The organism is Streptomyces sp. NPDC091209 (genome assembly GCF_044757755.1).
In the GTDB taxonomy this organism is placed as follows: domain Bacteria; phylum Actinomycetota; class Actinomycetes; order Streptomycetales; family Streptomycetaceae; genus Streptomyces.
The window spans coordinates 352685-377151 of record NZ_JBIVVR010000001.1 but is presented as its reverse complement, the minus strand read 5'-3'; the positions used below and the strand labels follow the sequence as shown (position 1 = coordinate 377151).

Annotated in this window: 24 protein-coding genes; 18 read left to right on the top strand and 6 right to left on the bottom strand. The window is 73.1% G+C overall.

The features are described from left to right. Window positions 1–29: 29 nt before the first annotated feature. A complete protein-coding gene (locus ACIQRL_RS01700; RefSeq protein ID WP_261709820.1) occupies window positions 30–209 on the bottom strand; it encodes a hypothetical protein in 180 nt (59 codons plus the stop codon). A 224-nt stretch (window positions 210–433) separates the two neighbouring features. On the opposite strand from ACIQRL_RS01700, the gene ACIQRL_RS01695 reads away from it, so the two are divergent. From ACIQRL_RS01695 to ACIQRL_RS01680, 4 genes are all read left to right on the top strand, one after another. Next, window positions 434–1651 (top strand): NYN domain-containing protein, encoded by a 1218-nt coding sequence (locus ACIQRL_RS01695; protein WP_401325607.1) that lies wholly within the window; start codon window positions 434–436, stop codon window positions 1649–1651. A 149-nt stretch (window positions 1652–1800) separates the two neighbouring features. Further along, a complete protein-coding gene (locus tag ACIQRL_RS01690; protein WP_401325604.1) occupies window positions 1801–2775 on the top strand; it encodes an ABC transporter ATP-binding protein in 975 nt (324 codons plus the stop codon). Window positions 2776–2863: 88 nt separating this feature from the next. After that, the gene (locus ACIQRL_RS01685; protein ID WP_401325601.1) at window positions 2864–3685 is read left to right on the top strand and encodes an ABC transporter permease; all 822 of its coding nucleotides are present in this window, start codon (window positions 2864–2866) and stop codon (window positions 3683–3685) included. A 34-nt stretch (window positions 3686–3719) separates the two neighbouring features. Next, window positions 3720–4421, top strand: coding sequence for an AAA family ATPase (locus ACIQRL_RS01680; protein ID WP_401325599.1), 702 nt, complete (start codon window positions 3720–3722; stop codon window positions 4419–4421). A 555-nt stretch (window positions 4422–4976) separates the two neighbouring features. Here ACIQRL_RS01680 and ybaK read toward each other — a convergent pair. The 4 genes from ybaK to ACIQRL_RS01660 all read right to left on the bottom strand — a co-directional run bounded on the left by ybaK (window position 4977) and on the right by ACIQRL_RS01660 (window position 9017). After that, entirely contained in the window at window positions 4977–5477 is a 501-nt protein-coding gene (gene ybaK / locus ACIQRL_RS01675) for a Cys-tRNA(Pro) deacylase (RefSeq protein WP_401325597.1), read from the bottom strand. Window positions 5478–5494: 17 nt separating this feature from the next. Continuing rightward, window positions 5495–6235 (bottom strand): LON peptidase substrate-binding domain-containing protein, encoded by a 741-nt coding sequence (locus ACIQRL_RS01670; protein ID WP_401325594.1) that lies wholly within the window; start codon window positions 6233–6235, stop codon window positions 5495–5497. 11 nt (window positions 6236–6246) lie between these two features. Further along, window positions 6247–7287, bottom strand: a complete 1041-nt coding sequence (locus ACIQRL_RS01665) for a hypothetical protein (RefSeq protein WP_401325591.1) — start codon at window positions 7285–7287, stop codon at window positions 6247–6249. Between the two features lie 149 nt (window positions 7288–7436). Next, window positions 7437–9017: an oxidoreductase gene (locus tag ACIQRL_RS01660; RefSeq protein WP_401325589.1), complete on the bottom strand. Its 1581-nt coding sequence runs from the start codon at window positions 9015–9017 to the stop codon at window positions 7437–7439. 174 nt (window positions 9018–9191) lie between these two features. On the opposite strand from ACIQRL_RS01660, the gene hisD reads away from it, so the two are divergent. The 13 genes from hisD to ACIQRL_RS01595 all read left to right on the top strand — a co-directional run bounded on the left by hisD (window position 9192) and on the right by ACIQRL_RS01595 (window position 23193). Next, on the top strand, window positions 9192–10532 hold the full coding sequence (gene hisD, locus ACIQRL_RS01655) for a histidinol dehydrogenase (protein ID WP_401325586.1): 1341 nt from the start codon (window positions 9192–9194) through the stop codon (window positions 10530–10532). Further along, complete coding sequence (locus ACIQRL_RS01650) at window positions 10529–11665, top strand: histidinol-phosphate transaminase (RefSeq protein WP_401325583.1); 1137 nt, start codon at window positions 10529–10531, stop codon at window positions 11663–11665. Before hisD ends, ACIQRL_RS01650 begins: the two co-directional genes overlap by 4 nt. After that, window positions 11662–12255 (top strand): imidazoleglycerol-phosphate dehydratase HisB, encoded by a 594-nt coding sequence (hisB, locus tag ACIQRL_RS01645; RefSeq protein WP_266757720.1) that lies wholly within the window; start codon window positions 11662–11664, stop codon window positions 12253–12255. The genes ACIQRL_RS01650 and hisB overlap by 4 nt, the downstream gene beginning before the upstream one ends. After that, on the top strand, window positions 12252–12416 hold the full coding sequence (locus tag ACIQRL_RS01640) for a hypothetical protein (protein ID WP_037623340.1): 165 nt from the start codon (window positions 12252–12254) through the stop codon (window positions 12414–12416). Before hisB ends, ACIQRL_RS01640 begins: the two co-directional genes overlap by 4 nt. Continuing rightward, window positions 12407–13054: an imidazole glycerol phosphate synthase subunit HisH gene (hisH, locus tag ACIQRL_RS01635; RefSeq protein ID WP_401325579.1), complete on the top strand. Its 648-nt coding sequence runs from the start codon at window positions 12407–12409 to the stop codon at window positions 13052–13054. The genes ACIQRL_RS01640 and hisH overlap by 10 nt, the downstream gene beginning before the upstream one ends. After that, window positions 13051–13776: a bifunctional 1-(5-phosphoribosyl)-5-((5-phosphoribosylamino)methylideneamino)imidazole-4-carboxamide isomerase/phosphoribosylanthranilate isomerase PriA gene (priA, locus tag ACIQRL_RS01630; RefSeq protein ID WP_401325576.1), complete on the top strand. Its 726-nt coding sequence runs from the start codon at window positions 13051–13053 to the stop codon at window positions 13774–13776. Before hisH ends, priA begins: the two co-directional genes overlap by 4 nt. After that, complete coding sequence (locus ACIQRL_RS01625; protein WP_401325575.1) at window positions 13773–14219, top strand: RidA family protein; 447 nt, start codon at window positions 13773–13775, stop codon at window positions 14217–14219. Before priA ends, ACIQRL_RS01625 begins: the two co-directional genes overlap by 4 nt. After that, window positions 14216–14971 carry an imidazole glycerol phosphate synthase subunit HisF gene (gene hisF / locus ACIQRL_RS01620; RefSeq protein WP_401325572.1) on the top strand — a complete coding sequence of 252 codons (756 nt, stop codon included), beginning with the start codon at window positions 14216–14218 and terminating at the stop codon, window positions 14969–14971. The genes ACIQRL_RS01625 and hisF overlap by 4 nt, the downstream gene beginning before the upstream one ends. Before the next feature lie 480 nt (window positions 14972–15451). Next, complete coding sequence (locus tag ACIQRL_RS01615; protein ID WP_401325569.1) at window positions 15452–16429, top strand: alpha/beta hydrolase family protein; 978 nt, start codon at window positions 15452–15454, stop codon at window positions 16427–16429. Window positions 16430–17046: 617 nt separating this feature from the next. Continuing rightward, on the top strand, window positions 17047–19512 hold the full coding sequence (locus tag ACIQRL_RS01610) for a LuxR C-terminal-related transcriptional regulator (protein WP_401325566.1): 2466 nt from the start codon (window positions 17047–17049) through the stop codon (window positions 19510–19512). A gap of 112 nt (window positions 19513–19624) precedes the next feature. Next, window positions 19625–21208: a PucR family transcriptional regulator gene (locus tag ACIQRL_RS01605; RefSeq protein WP_401325563.1), complete on the top strand. Its 1584-nt coding sequence runs from the start codon at window positions 19625–19627 to the stop codon at window positions 21206–21208. Between the two features lie 79 nt (window positions 21209–21287). Further along, a complete protein-coding gene (locus tag ACIQRL_RS01600) occupies window positions 21288–21875 on the top strand; it encodes a helix-turn-helix domain-containing protein (RefSeq protein ID WP_401325561.1) in 588 nt (195 codons plus the stop codon). Window positions 21876–21930: 55 nt separating this feature from the next. Then, window positions 21931–23193: an MFS transporter gene (locus ACIQRL_RS01595; protein WP_401327998.1), complete on the top strand. Its 1263-nt coding sequence runs from the start codon at window positions 21931–21933 to the stop codon at window positions 23191–23193. A gap of 79 nt (window positions 23194–23272) precedes the next feature. Here ACIQRL_RS01595 and ACIQRL_RS01590 read toward each other — a convergent pair whose 3' ends face one another. Continuing rightward, the gene (locus tag ACIQRL_RS01590) at window positions 23273–23908 is read right to left on the bottom strand and encodes a TIGR03085 family metal-binding protein (RefSeq protein WP_401325559.1); all 636 of its coding nucleotides are present in this window, start codon (window positions 23906–23908) and stop codon (window positions 23273–23275) included. Between the two features lie 142 nt (window positions 23909–24050). On the opposite strand from ACIQRL_RS01590, the gene hisI reads away from it, so the two are divergent. Then, a complete protein-coding gene (gene hisI / locus ACIQRL_RS01585) occupies window positions 24051–24464 on the top strand; it encodes a phosphoribosyl-AMP cyclohydrolase (protein ID WP_401325557.1) in 414 nt (137 codons plus the stop codon). Window positions 24465–24467: the final 3 nt, after the last annotated feature.

The window sequence follows — 24467 nt, the reverse complement described above, 5'->3', positions numbered from 1 at the left end:
CCTGGGCCTCAACAGCCCGCGCGGCGGCCTCAGTTGTGGCCGAAGCGCTTCTGATGCTTACGGGCAACATCAGCGGGGCTGCCCTGGGCCTGCGACATCGGCGACTGCTGTGCCTGCGCCGACGACCGCTGTGCCTGCTCCTGCGCACGCTCGGCCTGCGAGGAGCGGTCCTGCTGGCCGCCCTGCTTGCGATTCTTGTTCTTGGCCATGGTGATCTGCCTCCTGAAGGGGATCTAGGGGCCAGGGCCGCGACCAGATTCACATAGGCTGGCAAGTGGCGCATTTCGTAGAATTACCGTGCGTAATAAGACCTGTCGGTAGGTGTTCCTTCGATCCGCCACGCCGAAGATCGAGTTCCGGCCGTTAACCTCCGCACGGTCGGGCAGACTCCAAGGAAGCCCGAAGCAAACCTCCCGGAAAGAGGGTGGATCGCGTGGACCGCTGCATCGTCCTGGTGGACGCCGGGTATCTGCTCGGGGCCGCTGCCAGTCTCCTCGCCGGGGAGCCTTCGCGATCCCGGATCACCGTGGACCACACCGCCCTCATCCAGGGCCTTCGCGAGCGCGCCGAATCCGACACGGAGCGGCCCCTGCTGCGCATCTACTGGTTCGACGGCGCCCCGGACCGTGTACCGCAGCCCGAGCACCGCAGGCTGCGCGTGATGCCCCGCGTGACGGTGCGCCTGGGCGCCCTGACCCGCAGCGACGGGCGGTGGGCGCAGAAGGGCGTGGACGCCGCCATGCACGCCGAGCTGACCGAGCTGGCGCGCAACCGCGCCTGCTCCGACGTGGTCCTCGTGACCGGCGACGGGGATCTGCTGCCGGGCATGATGGCCGCCAAGGAGCACGGCGTCGCCGTACACCTGTGGGCCGTGCAGGCCGCGGACGGTGACTACAACCAGTCCGAGGACCTGGTGGCCGAGGCCGACGAGCGGCGGGTGCTCGACCGTGCCTGGATCACCAAGGCGGTCCGTGCCAAGGACTTCGGCGGGATCTGCGCCCCTTCGCCCGTGCCGCGTCCGGAGATCGCCGCCATCCTCTCCGCGCCGCTCCCCGAGTCGGCGCTCGCGGCGGCGGCCGAGCGCTCCGTCCGGGAGGCCGAGCACCACCAGGCGGCCGAATCGCAGAACGGCACCCAGGAGCGGGTGCCCACCCCCAAGGGGGTCCCCACACCGAAGGACCTGGCCGCGCTCCGCGGACCGGGCACGCAGGCCGCCCAGCACCCCGCGAACGCGACGCTGCGCTGGTCCTCGGACAAGGGCTGGGTGGACCGGCCCGGCGGCGCCATGGAGTCACCGGAGGCCGCCGCGCTGCCCACGCTCGCCCAGCTCACCTCCGCGGAGCAACGCTGGGCGGACCGCGAGGAGGACATCACCACCGTCGGCGGTGACCCCTACGAGGTCGGCCAGGTCTTCGCGCGCCGCTGGATGGGGCGCCTCACCGACCCGAGCCATCTGCAGAAGCTGTCGGCGATGTACCCGCGGGTCCCGCACCGGGTGGACGGCGAGCTGCTGCGCTACGCGGCCCGCTTCGGCCTGCTCGCGCACAAGGACGACCAGATCGACGAGCACGACCGCTATGCGATCCGGGCCGGATTCTGGCGGGAGATCGACGTGCGCACCGCGACGGAGCACGCGCCCGTCGGAGAGTGATCCGAAGCCGTCGGCGAAGGTCCGCGGAGGCCTCTGCCCGGGGTCCGCCACCGCCCCGATCGCGTGACAGGCCATCGGACCACGTACTCTCGTCCTTCGTGAGTACGCGCACGGCACAGGCAGTCCGAATGGGGCACAGGGGCGATGTCGTGTGCGCCGTGCGAGGTCTCACCAAGACCTATCCGGCGGTCCGCGGCCGTCGTGGCACGCCGGCGACACCCGAGGTCAGGGCCACCGACGGGGTACGTCTGGACATCGGCCGGGGCGAGATCTTCGGACTGCTCGGACCGAACGGCGCCGGCAAGTCCACCCTCGTACGCCAGCTCACCGGGCTGATGCGTCCCGACAGCGGCAGCGTCGAGATCCTCGGGCACGACATCGTGCGCCATCCCGAGCGGGCGGCCCGGATCCTCGCCTACCTCGGGCAGGAGTCGACCGCCCTGGACGAGCTGACGGTGTCCCTCGCCGCCGAGACGACCGGACGGCTGCGCGGGCTCGACCTGCGCGCGGCGCGGGCCGAGCGGGACGCCGTCCTCGACGAACTGGGCCTGGCCCCGCTCGCCTCCCGCCCCCTGAAGAAGCTCTCCGGCGGACAGCGCAGGCTCGCCTGCCTCGCCGCCGCGCTCGTCGGCCGGCGCCCGCTGCTGGTCCTCGACGAGCCCACCACCGGCATGGACCCCGTCGCCCGGCGCGCCGTCTGGGCCGCCGTCGACAGGCGCCGCGCGGAGCACGGCGCCACGGTCCTGCTCGTCACCCACAACGTCATCGAGGCCGAGACCGTCCTCGACCGGGTCGCCGTCCTCGACGAGGGCCGGGTCATCGCCTGCGACACCCCGGCCGGGCTCAAGGAACGGGTCGCGGGCGAGGTGCGGGTCGAACTCGTCTGGCGCGAGAGCGCCCCGCTGCACGTCCCCGAGGTCGCCGCGCTGCGCGCCCGCGCCGTCGAGTCGGGCCGTCGCTGGACGCTGCGGCTCGCGCCCGAGGAGGCCCGCGCGGCCGTGGCCACGGTCACCGGCGGGGCCGCCTTCGCCGCCCTCGACGACTTCACGCTGGCCACGCCTAGCCTGGAGGACGTGTACCTCGCGCTCGGCGGCCACGCGACGCAGGGGCTGGTGAAGGCGTGAGCGTCCGGGGTGTGGAATCCGTACGGGAGAGGGGCGTCGTACGTGTGCGGAACAGGACGGCTGCCGGAGTGAAGGGGAGCAGTTCGACGTGAGTGTCGTACCCGCTGGAGTTCTGCCGGGCAGCGCGCTGCCGCTGGCCGGGGACGCCGGTGCCGCCGCGGAACTGGGGCCGCGCGCGCGGCTGTGGCCGTCGCTGGCCGCCGTGTACCGCGCGCAGCTCTCCCGCGCCCGCGTCGCGCGGATCCCGCTGCTGTTCGTGGCCACCTTCCAGTCCGTCGGCATCATGATCATGATGCGAGGGGTGGTGGACGGCGGCGCCGAGGCGCGTGCCGTGGTGGCCGGGTCGACCGTCCTGGTCGTCGCCTTCGTCGCCCTCAACCTGCTCGCGCAGTACTTCGGGCAGCTCCGGGCGAGCGGCGGGCTCGACCACTACGCGACGCTGCCGGTGCCGCCGGCGGCCGTGGTGCTCGGCGCCGCGGGCGCGTACGCGTCCTTCACGGTGCCCGGAACCGTGATCACCGCCGTCTTCGGGTGCCTGCTCTTCGGGCTGCCGCTGGCCCATCTGTGGGTGCTCGCCGCGGTCGTCCCGCTCGCGGGTGCCGCGCTCGCCGGCCTTGGGGCCGCGTTCGGGCTGCTCGCGCCGCGGCCCGAGCTCGCCACCCTGCTCGGCCAGATGGGCATGTCCGCGGCGCTGCTGCTGGGCGTTCTCCCGGCGGACCGGATGCCGACCGCGGTGCGGTACGCCCGGGATCTGCTGCCCTCGACCTACGGTGTCGAGGCGTTCGCGCGCACGTTCGGGGCGCATCCCGACTGGGCCGTCGTCCTCGGCGATCTGGCCGTCTGCGCCGGAGTCGGGGTGGCCTCGCTGGCCCTCGCGGCCTGGGCCTACCGCCGGGCGGCCGTCCGGTGACGCGGCCGACAGCGGGGCCTGGCACGATGGCAGAGTGACCGCTCCGCTGACTCCGCCTCCGCCGCCGCACGAACAGTCCCCGCAGGACCGGCAGCAACCGCACCCTGCCTGGCAGGCTCCGCACGCTCCCGGCCCCGCGGGTTATCCCGTGTACCCGGCCGCGTACGAGGCCTCCTACGGACAGGACGGGCCCGGGATGAAGACCGAACTGCGGGAGGCCGCCGTGATCACGATCGCGGTCGCGCTCGCGGGAGCTCTGCTCGGGGTGCTCTGGTCGTGGCTGACACCTCATGTGCCGCTGATCGCGGACGCCACCGCGGTGTACCTCAAGGACACCGAGGGGGAGCAGGCCATCGGCGTCGACGGAACCTTCACTCTCCTCGCGCTGGGCTTCGGAGCCCTGAGCGCGCTCGTCGTGTTCCTCGTACGACGGCGCGGCGGTGTGCCCCTGGTGATCGCGCTCGCCGTCGGAGGCCTGCTCGGATCGTTCCTCGCCTGGCGGGTCGGGATCTGGCTCGGGCCGATGCAGAACGTGGTCGCGCACGCCAAGGCCGTGGGCAAGGGCGTCACGTTCTCCGCGCCGCTGAAGCTCGGGGCCAAGGGCGCGCTGCTGGCGTGGCCCCTGAGCGCCCTGGTGGTCCACCTCGGCCTGATGGCCCTGTTCGGCCCCCGGGACCCCGACCCGTACGAGCAGAACCCCTACCCGGCCACGCCGCCGGGACCTCCCTCCGCGTAGGCGGGCGGCCAGGCGGAACAGGGCCGGCCGGGAGCCTCGCACGAGGCTTCCCGGCCGGCCCTTCGGTGTGGAACGAGGATCATGCCGGACGGCGGCCGTGGTTCGAGCGGCCCTTCCTGACGCGCCATTTGCGTTTCCGCGTTTTCTTCGACATGCCACTCGTGCTTAACCGAGGCCGGGACATCCGTCGAGGGCCCATACGCGCCACGACGGGCGCGCCCGCCGGGACCCCCACCCGCCCGAGCGACCCGTGCGGAGACGGCGCGAGCCCGCTCGCCGGGAGCGGAGGGCCGGGGGTCGTGTACGCCGGGACGGGCAGGGGCGTCGAGAGGTCCCGTTCGCCCGGACGGGCGCGGGTGTCGAGGGGGGACGCCCGCTCGCCGGGACGGTAGGGGCGTCGACCGGTTGTGGTCGCCCGGCAGGCACGTGTTTCGAGGGGTCGTGCCCGCCCGGACGGTAAGGGTTACGCGGGCGTCGGCGGCGAGGGTTCTGCGCGGTCGGCGGGCGTACGGTGTCGGGGCTCGCGCGTCCGGCACGGGCGCCGGTGTCGAAGGACTACGCGCGCCCCACGGGCGCGGACACCGCTTCTGTGAGCTTCGCGAGGTCGGTGGGGGAGAGTTCGACCTCCAGGCCGCGGCGGCCCGCCGAGACGCAGATCGTGGCATGGCCGGAGGCCGAGGAGTCCAGCACGGTGCGCAGCTTCCGGCGCTGGCCGAGCGGCGAGATGCCCCCGCGGACGTACCCCGTCGTGCGCTCGGCGGCCGCCGGGTCGGCCATCGCCGCCCGCTTGCCGCCCACCGCCGTGGCGAGGGCCTTCAGGTCCAGGGAACCCGCCACCGGGACCACCGCGACCACGAGCGCGCCGTCCACGTCCGCCACCAGGGTCTTGAAGACCCTCTCCGGCGACACGCCCATCGCCTCGGCGGCCTCGTCGCCGTACGAGGGGTGGGACGGGTCGTGCTCGTAGGCGTGCACGGTGTACGGCACGCCCGCCTCCGTCAGCGCCACCGTCGCCGGGGTGCCTCCGGGCTGCTGCTTCTTCGCCTTCTTGGCCATCGACCTTCTCGCAAGCGTCAGTTCAGGCTCGTCGGGCCGCGCGTCAGTTCCGACGCGGGCAACGAGGGCAGATTACGGATGATGGCCGTCTCCGCGCGCAGCACCTTCAGCTCCTCGCGCAGCCGGGACGCCGTGTCGGAGGCCTGCAGCAGCCGCTGTCTGGCCGGGACGTCCAGCATCACGGCGGCCGCGACGAGGTAGGAGACGACCGCCGGTTCGTCCGGCAGGTCCGCGCCGGTCGACAGCGAGCGCTCGCGCGCTCCGGCCAGCCGCTTCTGGTACTGCCGGAAGGCGCGCAGGACGCCCTCGGCGAGCGCGCCGGCCTCGTCCCCGGGGTCCTCCGGGAGTTCCTCCAGCTCGGCCGTCAGGAACGCGCCGGAGGCGTCCACCGACAGCAGCCGGACCCGGGTCGTGCCGGTCGCCAGCACCTCGAAGCTGCCGTCGGCGCGCTCACGGACGGTCGCCGCGTCCGCGACGCAGCCCACCTCGTGGAAGGCCTTGAGCGGATCGTCGCCGAAGCCGGCGGCGGGCCCGCGCTCGGGCACGGCGGTCCCGTCGGGCATACCGGGCGCGCTGAGCGAGACCTCATGGCCGTCGCGGATGGCGACGACGGCGAATCGGCGGGGTTCGTCCTCTGGCGTCTTGAGCAGATCGCGCATCATGGCGCGATAACGCTCCTCGAACACGTTCAGAGGAAGCACGAGCCCGGGGAACAACACCGAGTTCAGGGGGAAGAGCGGGAGCCGGACGGTGGTCACGACGCGAAAGCCTAATGGTCGACGGAGGGGATGCGTCCGCCGTGCCCACTCCATGGATGCCGAACGGGGACGGGATCACGCAGCGGAAGCCCCGAGGCGACCTCCAGACGGACACCGTCGCGCAGCTCCAGGAACCGGGCGAGCGGGTCCTCGGAGACCCGGTCCCAGGGGAACGAGGTCACGTACGGGCCGATGAGACGCAGCTGCTCCAGGGCGTCCTGCCAGCGCTCCAGCCGGACCAGGACGTACGTCAGCAGGTTGCGCACCTCGGCGGGCCACGGATCGGCGGCCGCGTAGGTCGCGGAGACCGAGATCGCGAGATCGGCGGCGGCGTCCAGGCGCCCGCGCGGCACCTGGGGACCGCCGCCCTCGGTCAGATAGGCGAAGGCCGCGCGCACCGGCAGCGCCTGGACCAGGGAGCCCGGCAGCGCGTCCTGAGCGGCCGGCTCGGCGAAGTCGAAGCACTCGCTGTGCGAGCCGTACCAGGCGGCCGAGAGGTACTGGAGAGCGGCCACATGGCAGCCGTAGTGGTGCGGGGAGCGCCGGACGGCCTCCGTCCACAGCTGCTCGAACTCGGTGTGCCCGACGTTGGTGCCGCGGGCGTGGTCGAGCGCGATCCGCCACGGCACCGGGTCGCGCGGATCGCCCTCGGCGGCGGACATGATCAGCGGGCCGACCTCGCGCAGCAGTTCCACCCGTGCGGGCGACTCCCAGCCGCGGCGGACCGCCAGTTCGGCCCTGACGAGCAGGGCGTCCGGGTCGTGCGGGTCGGCCGCCTGCCATTCCCTGAGCCATTCGTCGCGGGAGCGCGCGAAGGCGGCGAGGCGCATGGCGTACCGGTCGCGGTTCTCCCACTCGGCGGACTCGCGGGTGGCGGCCAGCAGCTCGGCGGCGGGCACGTAATCGCCCCTGGCCGCCGCCACGAGCGCGGGGCCCAGCCGGTGGTCGGGGGCGTCGAGCAGCACCTCCTCGTCGGCCGGCAGTCCGGCGGCGAGGCGTGAGGTGTTCCGTGCCATCCGGGCCGTACGGAGGAGCGCGCGCAGCAGTGCCATGGTGTCGACCATTGAAAACCGCAGGTCGGAGCTGTGCCAGAGGTGTGCGGTGACGCTTTCGTAAATGCCGTTTGGTTGTACGGTATGCGGTCAAGGGCGAGTAAAAGGGTCGTGAGGATCCCGTGTGCGACGCCCGCACGGGGTGTTTCTCAGCCCCGGCGCAGCAGCCGGGTGGCCCCCGCGGCCACCGTCGTCGCCAGGATCCAGCCGAGGAGGATCACCACCGCGGCCAGCCACTGCCAGCCGCCGTGCAGCTCCCAGGAGCCGGCCTGGCCCAGGTCGATGACCGGCAGCAGCAGATCAAGGGCGTAGAGCGAGGCGTTCCACGGCGGGTGCCCGTCGCGGTTGACGGGCTGATGGCCGGCGTGCGCGAAGGCGACCGATGTCGTCGCCCACAGCACCGCCATCCACAGGGCGGCCCGGCCGGGCCGGTACCCGTAGGCGACCGTCCAGTCCTGCGCGTAGCCCCAGAGCTTGGCGGCCAGCGGCAGCGTCTCGCGGCGGCGGCGCTGCTTGGCGAGCAGCACCTCGCGGGCGTCCTCGTCCTCACCGGAGTCGCGCAGCACGGCGGCGAGGCGCTCGTACGGTTCCGGGGCGTACTCGGCGGTCGCCGCCGCCACCCACTCCAGCCGCCGGGTCAGCGGGAAGGCCCCCTGCGGGACCAGGTTCTCGTACGTGAAGCCGCCCATGTGCAGGCTGCCGGGCCCCGGCCAGCTCGACGCCCGGTCGACCAGGTTGACGATCCGCGCGCCGGACAGCACGACCGTGCCGCGCTCGGGCCGCTCGCCGAGGAAGCGCAGCTCGGGCGTCTGGACCCGGAGCAGCGACAGCCCCTGGTCGTCGTCGAAGGTGAAGCGGGCCCGGTCGAAGTCGATCGCGTCGCCGAACCGCCCGTCGTCCAGGCGGATGCCGCCCTGGCACTCGAACCGCTGCACCAGCGTGCCGCGCGCCGGTGTGGTGCCGTTGGTCATCAGCGGATTGCCGAGGCCCGCGGGGGTCATGTAGAGCGTGCGGTTGACGGTCAGCTGGGGGGCGTTGAGGGCGAGCCGGGTGTACGGGTTGTTCAGCCTGCTGCCGCGCAGGCTCAGCGACACGCCGACGGTGGCGCCGCGCAGGCTCAGCTCGCCGTGCGACTCCAGCATCTCGGCCTGGAGGTCCTGTCCGACGGTCATGCCGTCGCCGGTGATCGAACGCCCGCGCCGGTCCCGGTAGACCACGGCCTGGTTGAGCAGCAGGTCCGTGCCGATGTGCGCGTCGGTCAGCCGTACCCCGTTGTGGAAGTGGCAGCGCGGCAGATGCAGATCGCCCTCGGTGTGCAGCCGGGCCGCCTCCAGCCGCGGCACCGCGCAGTTCACCAGCCGTACGGTCGTGAACCGGGTCTCCGGCAGCAGGACCTCCTTCTCGAACCGGCAGCCCTTCAGCTCCACGTACGGCACCACCGTGCCGCCCGCGAGATCGAGCACATCGGTGATCCGTACGCCGGTCAGCTTCAGGGAGGCGACCCGGCCCTGGAGGGCGGGCGGCCCGTCGAGCAGCAGCCAGGCCACTATCCGGGCCCGGACACTGCGCTCGGGTCCCCAGGGATGGCCGCCGTGCGGATCGTCGACGGTCGTGTCCCCGCTGCGCAGGTCGTACACGCTGCCGTTGCGGAAGGCCTGCCACATCCCGGCCTCGGCGGCGGTCAGTTCGTCCGGCAGGTCCCCGGTGCGGAGACCGGCACCCTCGGTCACGTCACGTCCCTTCCTCCCCAACTACTCACGGGTTTCGTACGTTCGTGCAATGCCCGCTCAGTGACGGCCCGAACGCTACTGGTGACGAGGATCTTCCGTGGAACCGAAGGTGGCTTGTATCAGCCATTGATACGCGCGTCCGGCGCCTCGGCGCCGTCTGAGAGAATTGTCCCCGTGCTGCAACATTTCGCGATCACTCGAATCGATCTGCGCGGCGACGCCCTCCCCGAGGGCCCCGCCCTGCGCGACCTGCTGCCCCGAGCCGACTTCGACGTCTCGGTCGCCCTGGAGAAGGTGCGACCGATCTGCGAGGCCGTGCATCATCGGGGCGACGCGGCGCTGATCGACTACGCGGAGAAGTTCGACGGAGTACGCCTGGAGTCCGTACGGGTTCCGGCGCAGGCCATCGCCGACGCCCTGGAGCAGCTCGACCCCGCCGTGCGCGCGGCCCTGGAGGAGTCCATCCGCCGCGCCCGTCTCGTCCACCGCGAACAGCGCCGCACGACGCACACCACGCAGGTCGTGCCCGGCGGCTCGGTCACCGAGAAGTGGGTGCCGGTCCAGCGGGTGGGGCTCTACGCGCCCGGCGGCCGGTCCGTGTACCCGTCGTCCGTGATCATGAACGCCGTCCCGGCGCAGGAGGCCGGCGTCCCCTCCATGGCGCTGGCGTCCCCGCCGCAGAAGGAGTTCGGCGGCCTCCCGCACCCCACGATCCTCGCCGCCTGCGCGCTGCTCGGCATCGACGAGGTGTACGCGGCCGGAGGCGCCCAGGCCGTCGCGATGTTCGCGTACGGCACCGAGTCCTGCCCCGCGGCGCCCATGGTCACGGGTCCGGGCAACATCTGGGTCGCCGCCGCCAAGCGCTACTTCACCGGGCGGATCGGCATCGACGCCGAGGCCGGCCCGACCGAGATCGCGGTCCTCGCCGACGACACCGCCGACCCGGTGCACGTCGCCGCCGACCTGATCAGCCAGGCCGAGCACGACCCCCTCGCCGCCGCCGTCCTGGTCACCGACTCGCCGGCCCTCGCGGACGCCGTGGAGAAGGAGCTGGAGCCGCAGGTCGCGGCCACCAAGCACATCGACGACCGGATCGTCCCGGCCCTGAGCGGCAGGCAGTCCGCGATCGTCCTCGTCGACGGCATCGACGAGGGCCTGCGGGTCGTCGACGCGTACGGCGCCGAGCACCTGGAGATCCAGACGGCGGACGCGGCCGCGGTCGCCGACCGGGTCAGGAACGCCGGAGCGATCTTCGTCGGCCCCTGGGCCCCGGTCTCGCTCGGCGACTACGCGGCGGGCTCCAACCACGTCCTGCCCACCGGCGGCTGCGCCTGCCACTCCTCGGGCCTGTCCGTCCAGTCCTTCCTGCGCGGCATCCACATCGTCGACTACACGAAGGACGCGCTCGCCGACGTCGCCCATCACGTGGTGACGCTCGCGGAGGCGGAGGATCTGCCCGCGCACGGCGCGGCGGTCAAGGCAAGGTTCGGCTGGAAGGTACCCGAGGGCAAGTGACCGGCATCGACGATCTCCCCGTACGGGACGAACTGCGCGGCAAGACCCCTTACGGGGCGCCCCAACTCGACGTCCCCGTACGCCTGAACACCAACGAGAACCCCTACCCGCTGCCCGAACCGCTCGTCGAGCGGATCGCCGAGCGGGTCCGCGAGGCCGCCCGCGGACTCAACCGCTACCCCGACCGGGACGCGGTCGAGCTGCGCACCGAGCTGGCCGCCTATCTGACGAAGACCGGCAGGCACCCGGTCACCACCGAGAACGTCTGGGCCGCCAACGGCTCCAACGAGGTCATCCAGCAACTGCTCCAGACCTTCGGCGGACCCGGCCGCACCGCGATCGGCTTCGAGCCGTCGTACTCGATGCACGCGCTCATCGCGCGCGGCACGGGCACCGCCTGGATCTCGGGCCCCCGGAGCGAGGACTTCACCATCGACCTCGCCGCCGCCGAACGGGCGATCGCCGAGAACCGGCCGGACGTCGTCTTCATCACCACCCCCAACAACCCCACGGGCAACGCGGTCCCGCCCGAGACGGTCCTCGCGCTCTACGAGGCCGCGCAGGCCGCGAAGCCGTCGATGGTCGTGATCGACGAGGCGTACATCGAGTTCAGCCACGGCGACTCGCTGCTGCCGCTGCTCGAAGGACGGCCGAATCTCGTCGTCTCCCGGACGATGTCGAAGGCCTTCGGCGCGGCGGGACTGCGCCTCGGCTATCTCGCCGCCCACCCGGCGGTGGTCGACGCCGTCCAGCTCGTACGGCTTCCGTACCACCTGTCGGCCATCACCCAGGCGACCGCGCTGGCCGCCCTGGAGCACACCGACACCCTGCTCGGATACGTGGAGCAGCTCAAGGCCGAGCGGGACCGGCTCGTCACCGAACTGCGCGCGATGGGCTGCGAGGTGACCGAGTCCGACGCCAACTTCGTGCAGTTCGGCCGGTTCGCCGACGCCCACGCCGCCTGGCGGAAGATCCTCGACCAGGGCGTCCTGGTCCGGGACAACGGCGTACCGGGTTTCCTGCGGGTCTCCGCCGGAACCCCGAAGGAAAACGACGCGTTCCTCGACGCGGTACGTGAACTACTGGGCTCTGCGGGAGACACCCCCGCACCCCCGAAGGAGCAGAGCGCATGAACCGCGTAGGACGCGTGGAGCGGGTGACGAAGGAGACGTCGGTCCTCGTCGAGATCGATCTCGACGGCTCCGGCAAGGTCGACGTGGCCACCGGCGTCGGTTTCTACGACCACATGCTCGACCAGCTCGGCCGGCACGGTCTGTTCGACCTGACCGTCAAGACCGAGGGCGACCTGCACATCGACTCGCACCACACCATCGAGGACACCGCCCTCGCGCTGGGAGCCGCCTTCAAGCAGGCACTCGGCGACAAGGTGGGGATCTACCGCTTCGGCAACTGCACGGTCCCGCTGGACGAGTCGCTCGCCCAGGTGACCGTCGACCTGTCCGGCCGCCCCTACCTCGTGCACACCGAGCCCGAGAAGATGGCGCCGATGATCGGCGAGTACGACACGACGATGACCCGGCACATCCTGGAGTCCTTCGTCGCCCAGGCCCAGATCGCCCTGCACGTGCACGTACCCTACGGACGCAACGCGCACCACATCGTGGAGTGCCAGTTCAAGGCGCTGGCCCGTGCCCTGCGTTACGCCTCCGAGCGCGACCCGCGCGCCGCCGGAATCCTCCCCTCCACTAAGGGCGCACTGTGACAGGCCTTTCCAGCATTCTCATCGTCGTCGGTCTCTTCCTCGCCGGAGGGATCTACTCCTTCGTCAAGCAGGACATGCCGAAGAGCCTGGTCGTGCTGCTCTCCATCGGCGCCGCGATGTGTCTCGTCGCGGGCGTCATGAGGCTGGAGGTGTGGAGTTGAGCGCACCCAAAAAGGTCGTCGTCTTCGACTACGGCTTCGGGAACGTACGGTCGGCCGAGCGCGCACTCGCCCGCACGGGCGCCGAGGTCGAGATAACGCGTGACTTCGACACCGCGATGAACGCGGACGGCCTGCTGGTGCCGGGCGTCGGCGCCTTCGCGGCCTGTATGAAGGGCCTCAAGGAGGCGCGCGGCGACTGGATCATCGGCCGCCGGCTGTCCGGCGGCCGCCCCGTCATGGGCATCTGCGTCGGCATGCAGATCCTCTTCTCGCGCGGCATCGAGCACGGCGTGGAGACCGAGGGCCTCGACGAGTGGCCGGGCACGGTCGGGCCGCTGCAGGCCGACATCGTGCCGCACATGGGCTGGAACACGGTCGAGACCCCGGCCGGCTCGCAGGCCTTCGCGGGCCTCGACGCAGACGCCCGCTTCTACTTCGTCCACTCCTACGCCGTCCACGACTGGTCCCTGGAAGTCGGCAACCCGCTGCTGCGCGCCCCCCTGGTGACCTGGTCCACACACGGCGAACCCTTCGTGGCGGCCGTCGAGAACGGCGCCCTGTGGGCCACCCAGTTCCACCCCGAGAAGTCCGGCGACGCCGGAGCCCAGCTCCTCACCAACTGGATCGGAACACTGTGAGCAAGCTCGAACTCCTCCCCGCCGTCGACGTCCGCGACGGCCAGGCCGTCCGTCTCGTGCACGGCGAGTCCGGGACCGAGACCTCCTACGGCTCCCCCCTGGAGGCCGCGCTGGCCTGGCAGAGCGCGGGCGCCGAGTGGCTGCACCTGGTCGACCTGGACGCCGCGTTCGGCACCGGCGACAACCGGGACCTGATCGCCGAGGTCACCGGGGCGATGGACATCAAGGTCGAGCTGTCCGGCGGCATCCGCGACGACGCCTCCCTGGCGACCGCCCTCGCGACCGGCTGCACCCGCGTCAACCTCGGCACCGCCGCCCTGGAGACCCCCGAGTGGGTCGCCAAGGTCATCGCCGAGCACGGCGACAAGATCGCGGTCGGCCTCGACGTCCGCGGCACCACCCTGCGCGGCCGCGGCTGGACCCGCGACGGCGGCGACCTCTACGAGACGCTGGAACGCCTCAACTCCGAAGGCTGCGCCCGCTATGTGGTGACGGACATCGCCAAGGACGGCACGCTCCAGGGCCCGAACCTGGAACTGCTGCGCACCGTGTGCGCGGCGACCGACCGCCCGGTGGTCGCCTCCGGCGGGGTGTCGTCGCTGGACGACCTGCGCGCCATCGCCGAACTCGTGCCGCTCGGCGTCGAGGGCTCCATCGTCGGCAAGGCCCTGTACGCCAAGGCGTTCACCCTCGAAGAGGCCCTGGCGGCGGTAGCCCGGTGAGCGCCGTTCGCCGCGTCGCGACCGGCGCGCCCTGGGAGGACACCTTCGGGTACTCCCGCGCGGTGGAGCTGCCGAACGGACTGGTGCTGGTCTCCGGCTGCACCTCCGTGATCGACGGCCAGATCGCCGAGGGCGACCCGTACGAGCAGGCGCTCAACTCCTTCAACTCCGCGTTCGCGGCGCTGGGGCAACTCGGCCTCGGCCGCGACGACGTCGTCCGTACGCGGATGTACATCACCCATGCCCGGGACGTGGAGGCCGTCGGCCGCGCGCACAAGGAGCTGTTCGACGGCGTCCGCCCCGCGTCGACGATGATCATCGTCGCGGGTCTGGTGGACTCGCGTCTGGTCGTCGAGGTCGAGGTGGAGGCGTTCCGTTCGGGCGAGAACGCCGCGGAGCAGTCCGGTGAAGAGCACACAGAGCGGGGAGAAGCGCAGTCATGACCCTGGCGGTCCGAGTGATTCCCTGCCTGGACGTGGACAACGGCCGGGTCGTCAAGGGCGTCAACTTCCAGAACCTGCGGGACGCGGGCGACCCCGTCGAGATGGCCAAGGTGTACGACGCCGAGGGCGCCGACGAGCTCACGTTCCTCGACATCACGGCTTCCTCGGGCAACCGTGAGACCACGTACGACGTGGTGCGCCGCACGGCCGAGCAGGTGTTCATCCCGCTGACGGTGGGCGGCGGTGTCCGCACCGCCGAGGACGTCGACAAGCTGCTGCGGGCGGGCGCCGACAAGGTCGGCGTCAACACGGCCGCCATCGCCCGGCCGGACCTCATCCGGGAGATCGCGGAGCGGTTCGGGCGGCAGGTGCTCGTGCTGTCGGTGGACGCGCGCAGGACCGAGGGCGGTTCCTTCGAGGTGACCACCCACGGCGGCCGCAAGGGCACCGGCATCGACGCCGTCGAGTGGGCCCACCGGGCCGCCGAGCTGGGCGCGGGCGAGATCCTGCTCAACTCGATGGACGCGGACGGCACCAAGGACGGCTACGACATCGAGATGATCGAGGCCGTACGCAAGCACGTCAGCGTTCCGCTGATCGCCAGCGGTGGTGCCGGCCGGCTCGACCACTTCCCGCCGGCCATCGCGGCGGGCGCCGACGCGGTGCTGGCCGCGTCCGTCTTCCACTTCGGTGACCTGCGGATCGGCGAGGTCAAGGAGACCCTGCGAGGAGCGGGGCATCCCGTCCGCTGACATCCCGTCCGCTGACACCTCGCGCCACCGTTCACGTCCCGCGTGACCGTTCACGGCCCGCACCCGGCGGTTTGCGCCGCCGGGTGCGGGCCGTGTTCCGTGGGGAGCTGTATCGGCGGGGAAGGCGCGTCAGTGCGGAGCACGACGTTCGTGGCGCCGGGTGTCCGCGGGGCCGGGTGTCCGTGGCGCCGGGTGTCCGTGGCGCCGGGTGTCCGCGGGGCCGGGTGTCCGCGGGGCCGGGTGTCCGACGTCGGTTTTGGCGCGCGGGTTCGGTGGGGGAGCGACAGGGCGACGGGTACGGCGGGCCAAGACCGGTGATTCTGCCGATGTACGGGCCGGGTCCGGAGCGGACAGTTGCCACCGCAACCATCGAGACGGACCCCCGCCGTTTCGCGGCGTGCGCCTTCACCACCCCATGCCGGGGCGGCGCTTCGACCGCGGCGCGGGTCCGTCCTCCCTCACCGAGAGGACGCACCCACCGTGCAGCACCCGAACCGCGCACTCCCCGCCGCACCCGTCGGCCCCGAACCGTCCCGCCGCCGCCCGCACCGGCTCACGAGCCGTCTGGTACGCGCCGGTCTCGCGGTGCTCCTGGCCGCGGGCGGCCTCGTCGCCGCGCAGGCCACCGGGGCGCAGGCCATCGGCGCAGCGGCCGTCTCGACGCAGGCCGCCACGAACCCGTACGAGCGCGGCCCCGCGCCCACGAACGCGAGCATCGAGGCGGCCACCGGTTCCTACGCCGTCTCCCAGACCACCGTCTCCGCGCTGTCCGTGAGCGGCTTCGGGGGCGGCACCGTCTACTACCCGACCTCGACCGCCGACGGCACCTTCGGCGCGGTCGCCATCGCACCCGGGTTCACCGCCTACCAGTCGTCCATCGCCTGGCTCGGGCCCCGACTCGCCTCCCAGGGCTTCGTGGTGTTCACCATCGACACCCTCACCACTCTCGACCAACCCGCCAGCCGGGGACAGCAGTTGCTGGCCGCGCTCGACTACCTGACCCAGAGCAGTTCCGTGCGGACCAGGATCGACAGCAGCCGGCTCGGTGTCATGGGCCACTCGATGGGCGGCGGCGGCACGCTGGAGGCCGCGAAGAGCCGCCCCTCGCTCCAGGCGGCGATCCCGCTCACCGGCTGGAACACGGACACCACCTGGCCGGAGATCAAGACGCCGACCCTGATCGTGGGTGCCGACGGTGACACGATCGCGCCGGTGGCCACGCACTCCGAGCCCTTCTACGCGAGTCTGCCGAGCACGCTCGACAAGGCGTACCTGGAGCTCAGGGGCGCCACCCACTTCACGCCCAACAGCTCGAACACGACGATCGCGAAGTACAGCATTTCGTGGCTGAAGCGGTTCATCGACAATGACACCCGCTACGAGCAGTTCCTCTGCCCGCTGCCGCAGGCCTCGTCGACGATCGCCGAGTACCGGGGCAACTGCCCGCACACCTCCTGACCGCCCCGCACGGTCCGACCCGTGCGGGGGTGACGGCCGCCGTCTCCGGCGGCCGTCACCTGCGTGCGGGTCCGGGGGCCGCGGCGCGGTGTTGGGGCGCGGTACTTGTGCGGGCGCACAAGCCTTGCCCGCCGGGCCTGGGAGCACGCCCAGCCGCCATCCCCGCGAGGGCCTTGTCCGCCCAGGTCGGAGGGGGTTTCAGGGCTCGCGCGGGCCGGCGAACGCGGGACTTCCGCCTTCGTTTACGCAGAAGTAACGTGACGGTCGTGACTGGAAACGCGACTGCGCGAAGTCCCCTCCGGACGGTCGGCCGGAGCTCGTTACCGCCGCCCGCCCGGGGTGCGTCGAACGACCCGGGCCAGAGCCGCGGCCCCGGTCGGCCGCCCGCCCCCGGGCACGAGCCGGACCCCCTCTCGGCGCCGGGTTCCACGGCGCCGCCGCCCCCTGGCCCGGGCCCGGCGACGGTCCTCCGCGCCGCGGTCCGCGGCGGCGGAAACCGGCGCCGGTGGCCGGAGCGTCCGGAGCCCCGGGCCGGTCGCGCCCGTACGACCGCCGTACGCGCCGACACCTCCGCGGTATACGACCCCGGCGCGGTCGGCGCGGTCGGCGCGGTCGGTGTGACCGGCTCGACCCGCTCGATCGGCGCGATCGGCCCGGCCAGCCCGGCCAGCGTGGTCGGCGTCCCGGTGTCCGTGGCCGGGGAAGCGGCTGAACCTGGTGTGTCTCCCGGCGTGGACGGCGTCGCGGGCTCGGGTTCGGGTGCCTTGGGCGGTGCTCCGGCGGGTCTGTTGCTGCTGGTGGCGGCCGAGCGGGAGCGGGACGCGAGGGCCGCCGGGGCGGACGCGGCGGTGATTCTCCGGGCGGCCGGGGCGGGGGGACTCGACGCCGGTGCCCTCGACACCGCCGAGACCGCGGGACTTCTCCAGCTCACCCGGGGCCGTATCCGCCTCGTCGATCCGTGCCTGGCCCGCACCGTCTACGTGACCGTCCCGCCCGCCCGCCGACGTGCGGCCCACCGTCTGCTGGCCGATGCCCACGCCGGAGGCCCGCGCGCGCTGCCCGTTCTCTTCCACCGGGCCTCGGCAGCCCGCGCCCCTTCACCCGGCCTCGGAGACGCGCTCGCCGCCGCGGCGGCGCTGCCGGACGGCGGACCGACCCACGCGGAGCGCTCGGTGGCCTGGGCACGGTCGGCCGAACTCGCCACCGACGGGGAATCGCGCGCCGTCCGCCTGATCAACGCCGCCGATCAGGCCCGGCTGGCGGGACTGCCGCACCGCGCGCGGGAGTTGCTCGCGCAGGCGGGGTGCGAGGGTCCGCACGGCGCCGTGCGCGGCGCGGCCCAACTGGTGAGCGGTCAGCTCGCCCTCCAGGACGGCCCGGTCGCCGACGCCCGCGAAGCGCTGTTGCTGGCCGCCGAGTTGCTGGCCCCCGCCGACGCGGACCTCGCCCTGGCCGCCAGGCTCGCCGCCGTCGAGGCGTCCTGGGCGATGGGCGACGCGGCGGCGTGCGTGGAAGCCCTGGATCACACCCCGGTCCGGCCGGACCACATTCCGGCCCGGGCGGACCACATCCCGGTGCGGCCGGACAACATCCCGGCGCAGCCGGAGAACACCACGGCGCAGCCGGAAATCACCACGGCGCGGCAGGGCCGCATCCAGGCCCGGCCGGACCACATCCCGGCGCGGCGGGGTCGCATCCAGGCCCGGCCGGACCACACTCCGGTGCAGCCGGACAACATCCCGGCGCAGCCGGAGAACACCGCGGCGCAGCCGGAAATCACCGCGGCGCGGCAGGGCCGCATCCAGGCCCGGCCGGACCACATCCCGGCGCAGCCGGAGAACACCGCGGCGTGGCCGGAAGCCGATCGACGTCTCGCGGCGTACCGGGCGGGGATGTCCGAGGTGATGCACGGCCGCCTGGACACCGGACGGGAGCCGTTGCGGGAGGTGGTGGCCGGATCGGGGGAGGCCGGAATCCTCGACGGCCCGGAAGCGCTGCTGCGGGCCGGGGGCGCCGCCCTCGTCGTCGGTGACCTCACCGCCGCCTGCCGCGCCAACTCCCGTGCGCTCGCCGCCGCCAGGGCCCGAGGCCCGTACATCCTGGTCGCCAAGGCGCTGGAACGCCTGGCGTACGGAGAACTGCGCGCGGGCCGCCATGCCCGCGCCCGTGCCCACGCCGAGGACGGCCTGCGTACGGCCCGCGGTGCCGGTCAGGACAACCTCGCGGCACATCACCACGCGATCCTCGCGCTGGTGGCGTCGGTCGAGGGCTCTTCGGAGGCCGTCGTGGCGCACGCCGACGCCGCCGAACGTGTCGCCGCGTCCCACGGTCTCGCCCAGGCGGCCACACTGTCCCAGTGGGCGCGGGCCCGTGCCGACCTGGCCCGCGGCCGGCTCCCCGAGGCCGCCGCGCGGCTCGGCCCCCTGGTCGGCTCCGGCCCCCGCCGCGGTCACTTCGCGGTCCGGATGCTCGCCGTCCCCTGCTTCGTGGAAGCGGCGGCCCGCACCGGACAGACGGAGGCCGCCCGGTCCGCGGTGGCCGAGTTCGCCCACTGGGCCGACCAGGGCGCCGATCCCCAGGCCCCCGCCCAACTGGCTCGCTGCCGAGCGCTGTTGAGCGGACTCGAGGAATGCGAGGCGTTGTTCACCACCGCGCTGGCCCGACACGAGGAGGCGGCCGGGGACTTCGAACGCGGACGCACCCAACTCCTCTACGGGGCCTGGCTGCGACGCCGGCGCAGACCGGGCGAGGCCCGTGGCCGCCTGCGGGACGCGCTGGTGTCCTTCGAGCGCGGCGGGGCGCTCGGCTGGGCCGCACAGGCGAGGGCCGAACTGCGGGCCACCGGGGACGCCGGACCGGGTGAACCGGCCGGTCCGCTCACGCTTCTGACGCCCCAACAGCTACGGATCGCCCGCTGCGTCGCGGAAGGGGCCACCAACCGCGAAGTGGCGCTGCGCCTGTCCGTCAGCCCCCGCACCGTGGATCACCACCTGCGCAATGTCTTCGCCACCCTGGGGGTCCGCTCCCGCGTCGAGCTCTCCCGCTTGGTGGGCCGGGCCGAGAAGACCGCCGCACACCCCTAGGTACCGACCAGGCGGTATGTCATCCTGCGGGATCAGGAGGTCCGAGCACCCGGGTGCCGCGCGTCGGCCCACCGGGCAGCCCGGACCGAGCCGACCCCGGTGGAGGACAGCGATGCAGCACCTCGTACCCGCCCACGTCCGGTCCCAGCCCGGACCGCGGCCCCCGGTTCCGGCCGCCCGACCGGCCGTCGACGCGGAGGCCCTCTCGGTCCTGCACCGTGCCGCCCACGCGCTGATGGCGGGGCTGCCCGAACTCACCGAACGCCTGATGGACCTCCTGAAGGAGCGCGAACCCGCGTACCGCACGGCCATGGAGGCCGACGCGGAGAGCGTGCGCGACGAGGTGCGGCGCTCGCTGCGGCTGAACGTCGGATCCCTGATCCGGCCCGGTGAACTGCGCGAGGCCGCCCATCGCTGCTCCTGGGCCATCGGGCGGGCCCGCGCCGAACGCGGCCTTCCGCTGGACGCCCTGCTGCGCGCCTTCCGGCTGGGTGGCGGCATGATCTGGCAGGAGCTCGTCGACGAGACGACCCGCCGCCACCCGGCCGACGCCCGGCTGCTCGTGCATGTGGCCGCCGACGTCTGGAACTTCGTCGACGACCACTGCGCCGTCGCCGCCGACGCCTACCGCCAGACCGAGCGCGAGCTGATGTGGCGCCGGGAGAACCGGCTGCGGCTGATGACGGCCGCGCTGCTCGACGGCACCGCGCGGATCGCCGATCTGCCGGCCACCGCCGCGGCCTTGGGGCTCCCCGAACAGGGCCGCTACGCGGTGGTGCTGGCCCGCCTGCCCGTCGGCCGGGCGTCCGCGGACGTACGGGGCCGGGTACGCCTTTCAGGCCTGCGGGTGCTCTGGTACCGCGACCGCAACCGGGACAGCGAGGGCAGCTACGGCATCGTCCTGCTCGGCGACCACCGGTACCACGCTGACCACCCCTACGGCGCCGACCACCGCTGTGACGGGGACCAGCCCCACGACGCCGACCGGCCCTGTGACGGGGACCGGCCCTACGATGCTGACCGCCCCTGTGGCGGGGACCGGCCCTACGACGCTGACCAGCCCTGCGACGGGGGCGGGTCCTGTGAAGGGGGCCGGTCCGGCCTCGGCCGCGGGAGAGGCCTCCTCGGCGCGGGCGTCGAGCCGTCCTCGCCCGTCCCGGCGGGCGAGGACGGTTCGGACGGCTCGGGCGGCCGTGGCGGGAGGCGCCCCCGGACGCACGGGCTCGACGTGGACGCCGGGGAGATCGCCCGCCGGCTGACCGCCCCGCCGGTGGCCCGGGTCGGAGTGAGCCCGGTGGTGGAAGGTCTCGCGGCGATCGGTGACGCCCGCCGCCTGGCCGACACGGCGCTGCGGGCCTGCCCGCGCTCCGGTGGAACCGTCGTACTGGAGGAGCATCTGCCCGCCGCGCTCGTCGTCTCCGCGCCGGTCCTGGGCGCCGCGCTCTCCGAGCGGGTTCTCGGTCCGCTGCTGCGGCTGGACCTGTCCGACCGGGACGTCATGCTGGACACGCTGACGGCGTGGCTCGCCTGCGACGGTTCCGCCCAGCGGGCCGCGGGCCGCCTCTACTGCCACCGCAACACGGTCCTGAACCGGCTGCGCCGCTGCGAACAGCTCACGGGCCGCTCCCTGACCAGGCCCGCGGACGTCGTGGAACTGTCCCTGGCCCTGGCCGCCCACACGCTGCTCGATCCCTGATCCGACGGACGCGCAGACGTGAAAGAAAAGTTGCGCAATTTTAGTTGCGCAACTTTTCTTTCGCATCTAGGGTCGGATCATGGCAAGCAAGGAGAACCGCCGGATCACGGATGTGGGCACGCTCAAAGCCCTTGGGCACCCACTGCGGATGCGGCTGTACCGCGCTCTGAACGTCGCCGGTACGGCCACCGCGTCCCAGCTGGGCGAGCAGGTCGACGAGGCGCCCTCGCTCGTCAGCTACCACCTGCGCAAGCTCGCCGAGCACGGGCTGATCGAGGAGGCCGAGGCGCGCAGCGGAGACGGCCGCGAGCGGTGGTGGCAGCCGGCCTCGGACGGCGTGAGCGTCCGGGGTGTCGATTTCCGGGACGCGCCGGAGAAGGAGGCCGCCCATCTCGCCTTCACCCGGCTCTACCACGACCAGCGCAGCGAGCTCTACCGGCGCTACCTCGACGAACGGGCCACCTGGTCGACGGAGTGGAACGACGCGTCCGTCGACGCGGAGGCGACCTTGCGGCTGACCGCGGTCCAGCTGGGCGAATTGCAGGACGAGTTGCTCACCGTCATCAGGAAGTACGACGAGAAGGGCCGCGCGGACGAAGCGGCCGGTGACACCGAAGGGCGCGAGAACGTCGCCCTGCACGTCCACGGATTCCCGTTCCGTGTCTGATCCCCAGAGCGCGCCCGACCCGAGAGGACTCGATCCCGTGACCGCGACGACCGTCATACCGACCCCCGGACAGGCCCCCGCCGAGGCTCCCCCGCAGGCCCCCGGCAGGCCCGCCCACCGCGACGGCAACGTCCTGCGCTGGCTCGGTGCCTACACCTCGTCGATGATCGGCGACAACGTCTTCTACATCGCGCTGTCCTGGGCCGCCGTCCGGGCCGGGACGCCCTCGCAGGCGGGAATCGTGATGGCCGTCAGCGCCGTGCCGCGGGCGCTGCTGATGCTGGGCGGGGGAGTGGTCGCCGACCGCTTCGGGCCGAGGAAGGTCGTCATCGGCAGCGACGCGGTGCGCTGCGCGGCCGTACTGACGGTCGCCGCGCTGCTCTTCGCGACCAGCCCCGGGCTGTGGCTGCTGGCCCTGCTCGCCGTCGTCTTCGGCATCGTCGACGCCGTGTTCATGCCCGCCGTGGGCGCCCTCCCCGCCCGGGTCACCGGCCGGGACCAGCTCGCCCGGGTGCAGGGCATGCGGGGTCTCGCGATCCGCTTCGCCAATGTGCTGGGCGCCCCGCTCGGCGGCCTCGCCGTGGCCCTCGGCGGCTCGGCGTCCGCGTTCGCGCTGGCGGGCGGGCTCATCGCCCTGTCGGTACCGCTGCTGATCTCCGTACGCATGCGGGAGCTGCCCCCGGACGACACGACGGACCCGGCGGAACGCACCGCCTGGCGCGACCTCCTTGACGGTCTGCGCTACATCCGCGGCCACCGCGTCCTCGCCCCGCTCATCGTCGCCATCGCCCTCGGCGACCTCGGCTTCGTGGGCCCGCTGAACGTGGGACTGGCCCTGCTCGCCGACCGGCGCGGCTGGGGCGCGTCCGGGATGGGCTGGGTGATCGCCGCGTTCGGCGTCGGCGCGGGAGCCGCCGCACTGCTGCTGACCCTGCGCGGACGGCTCCCGCGCGCGGGAATCGTCGCCGCACTGGCCATCCTCGGCGGCTCCGTGGCCATCGGCTCGCTCGCCTTCGTGCCGAGCGTCGCCGGGGCCGTCGGCGTCGCCCTCGTCGTCGGGCTGCTCGCCGGGCTCAGCGGCGCCCTGTGCGGCGCGTTGCTCCAGACCCGGTCCGACCCCGCCTACCTGGGCCGGGTCACCGCCGTCGCCGGCATCGTCAGCCTCGGCCTCGCCCCGCTCAGCATGCCGCTGACCGCCGCCGCGATCGGCTGGTGGGGCACCGGGCCGGTCTTCGTCACCAGCGCCGCCGTGTGCGGCCTCGGCGGAGTCCTCGCCCTGTGCGTACGGGACCTGCGCCGCGCCGAACTTCCCGGCTGACCCCGGCCGCCGACCGCCCGGCCGACCGGCACGACGGAACGGGCCGGACGCCGACCGTGCAGGGCCGGCGACGCGGCGGCTAGATTCCCAGCTGCTTCGCCTCGTGGAGCTTGGTGATCGCGTCCTTGTCGCCGTCCAGCTCGACGTCCGCCACGCTCTGCCGGCCGAACGCGAACAGCAGCAGCTCCGAGGGCTCGCCGGTCACCGTCACCACCGGCGTGCCCTTGTTCAGCACCGCCGTCTGGCCGTTCGGCCGGCGCAGGACCACGCCCGTCGGGGCGCCGCGCCCCATCAGCCGGGCCGTGCGCTCCAGCCGCGACCACAGGGCCTCCTGGAACACCGCGTCCAGTTCGCGCGGCGACCAGTCCGGCTGCGCGCGCCGTACGTCCTCGGTGTGGACGTAGAACTCGACCACGTTCGAGGCCTCGTCGAGCTGCTTCAGGTTGAACGGCGAGAAGCGCGGCGGCCCCGTACGGACGAGCTCGATCAGCTCCTCGTACGGCTTCTCGGCGAACTCCGCCATCACCCGCTCCAGGCGCGGCGCGAGCTGCTTGACGACGAGACCGCCCGCTGCGTCGGGGCGGCGCTCCCGCACCACCACGTGCGCGGCGAGGTCCCGGCTGTTCCAGCCCTCGCACAGGGTAGGGGCGTCCGGGCCCACGGCTTCCAACAGATCGGCGAGGAGGAGCCGTTCGCGCTTCGCATGGGTCGACATGCCAGCCAGCCTACGACCGGCCGGCCGGTCCGCCCAGTGGAGGGCGCGCCGGATCCCGTCGCGTCCGGCCTGTGGACAACTAAGCGGTCCGGCTTGTGGACAACGGCCGGGTAGGACGGTCCGGCGCGGCACAATGGCACCCATGACCAGCACGCCTCCCCCCAGCAGCCTGGACCCCGGGATCGCCGCCCGCCTCAAGCGCGCCGCCGACGGGCTCGTCCCCGCCATCGCCCAGCAGTACGACACCGGTGAGGTGCTGATGCTCGGCTGGATGGACGACGAGGCACTGCACCGCACCCTCACCACGGGCCGCTGCACCTACTGGTCACGCAGCCGCCAGGAGTACTGGGTCAAGGGCGACACCTCCGGCCACTTCCAGCACGTCAAGTCCGTGGCCCTGGACTGCGACGCCGACACCGTCCTGGTGCGGGTCGACCAGGTGGGCGCCGCCTGTCACACCGGCGCCCGCACCTGCTTCGACGAAGACGTGCTCCTGAAGGACGCGGGCGACGGGCCCGAGGGCGCCGATTCCGGTGCACCGGCCGGGAATCAGTAAGGT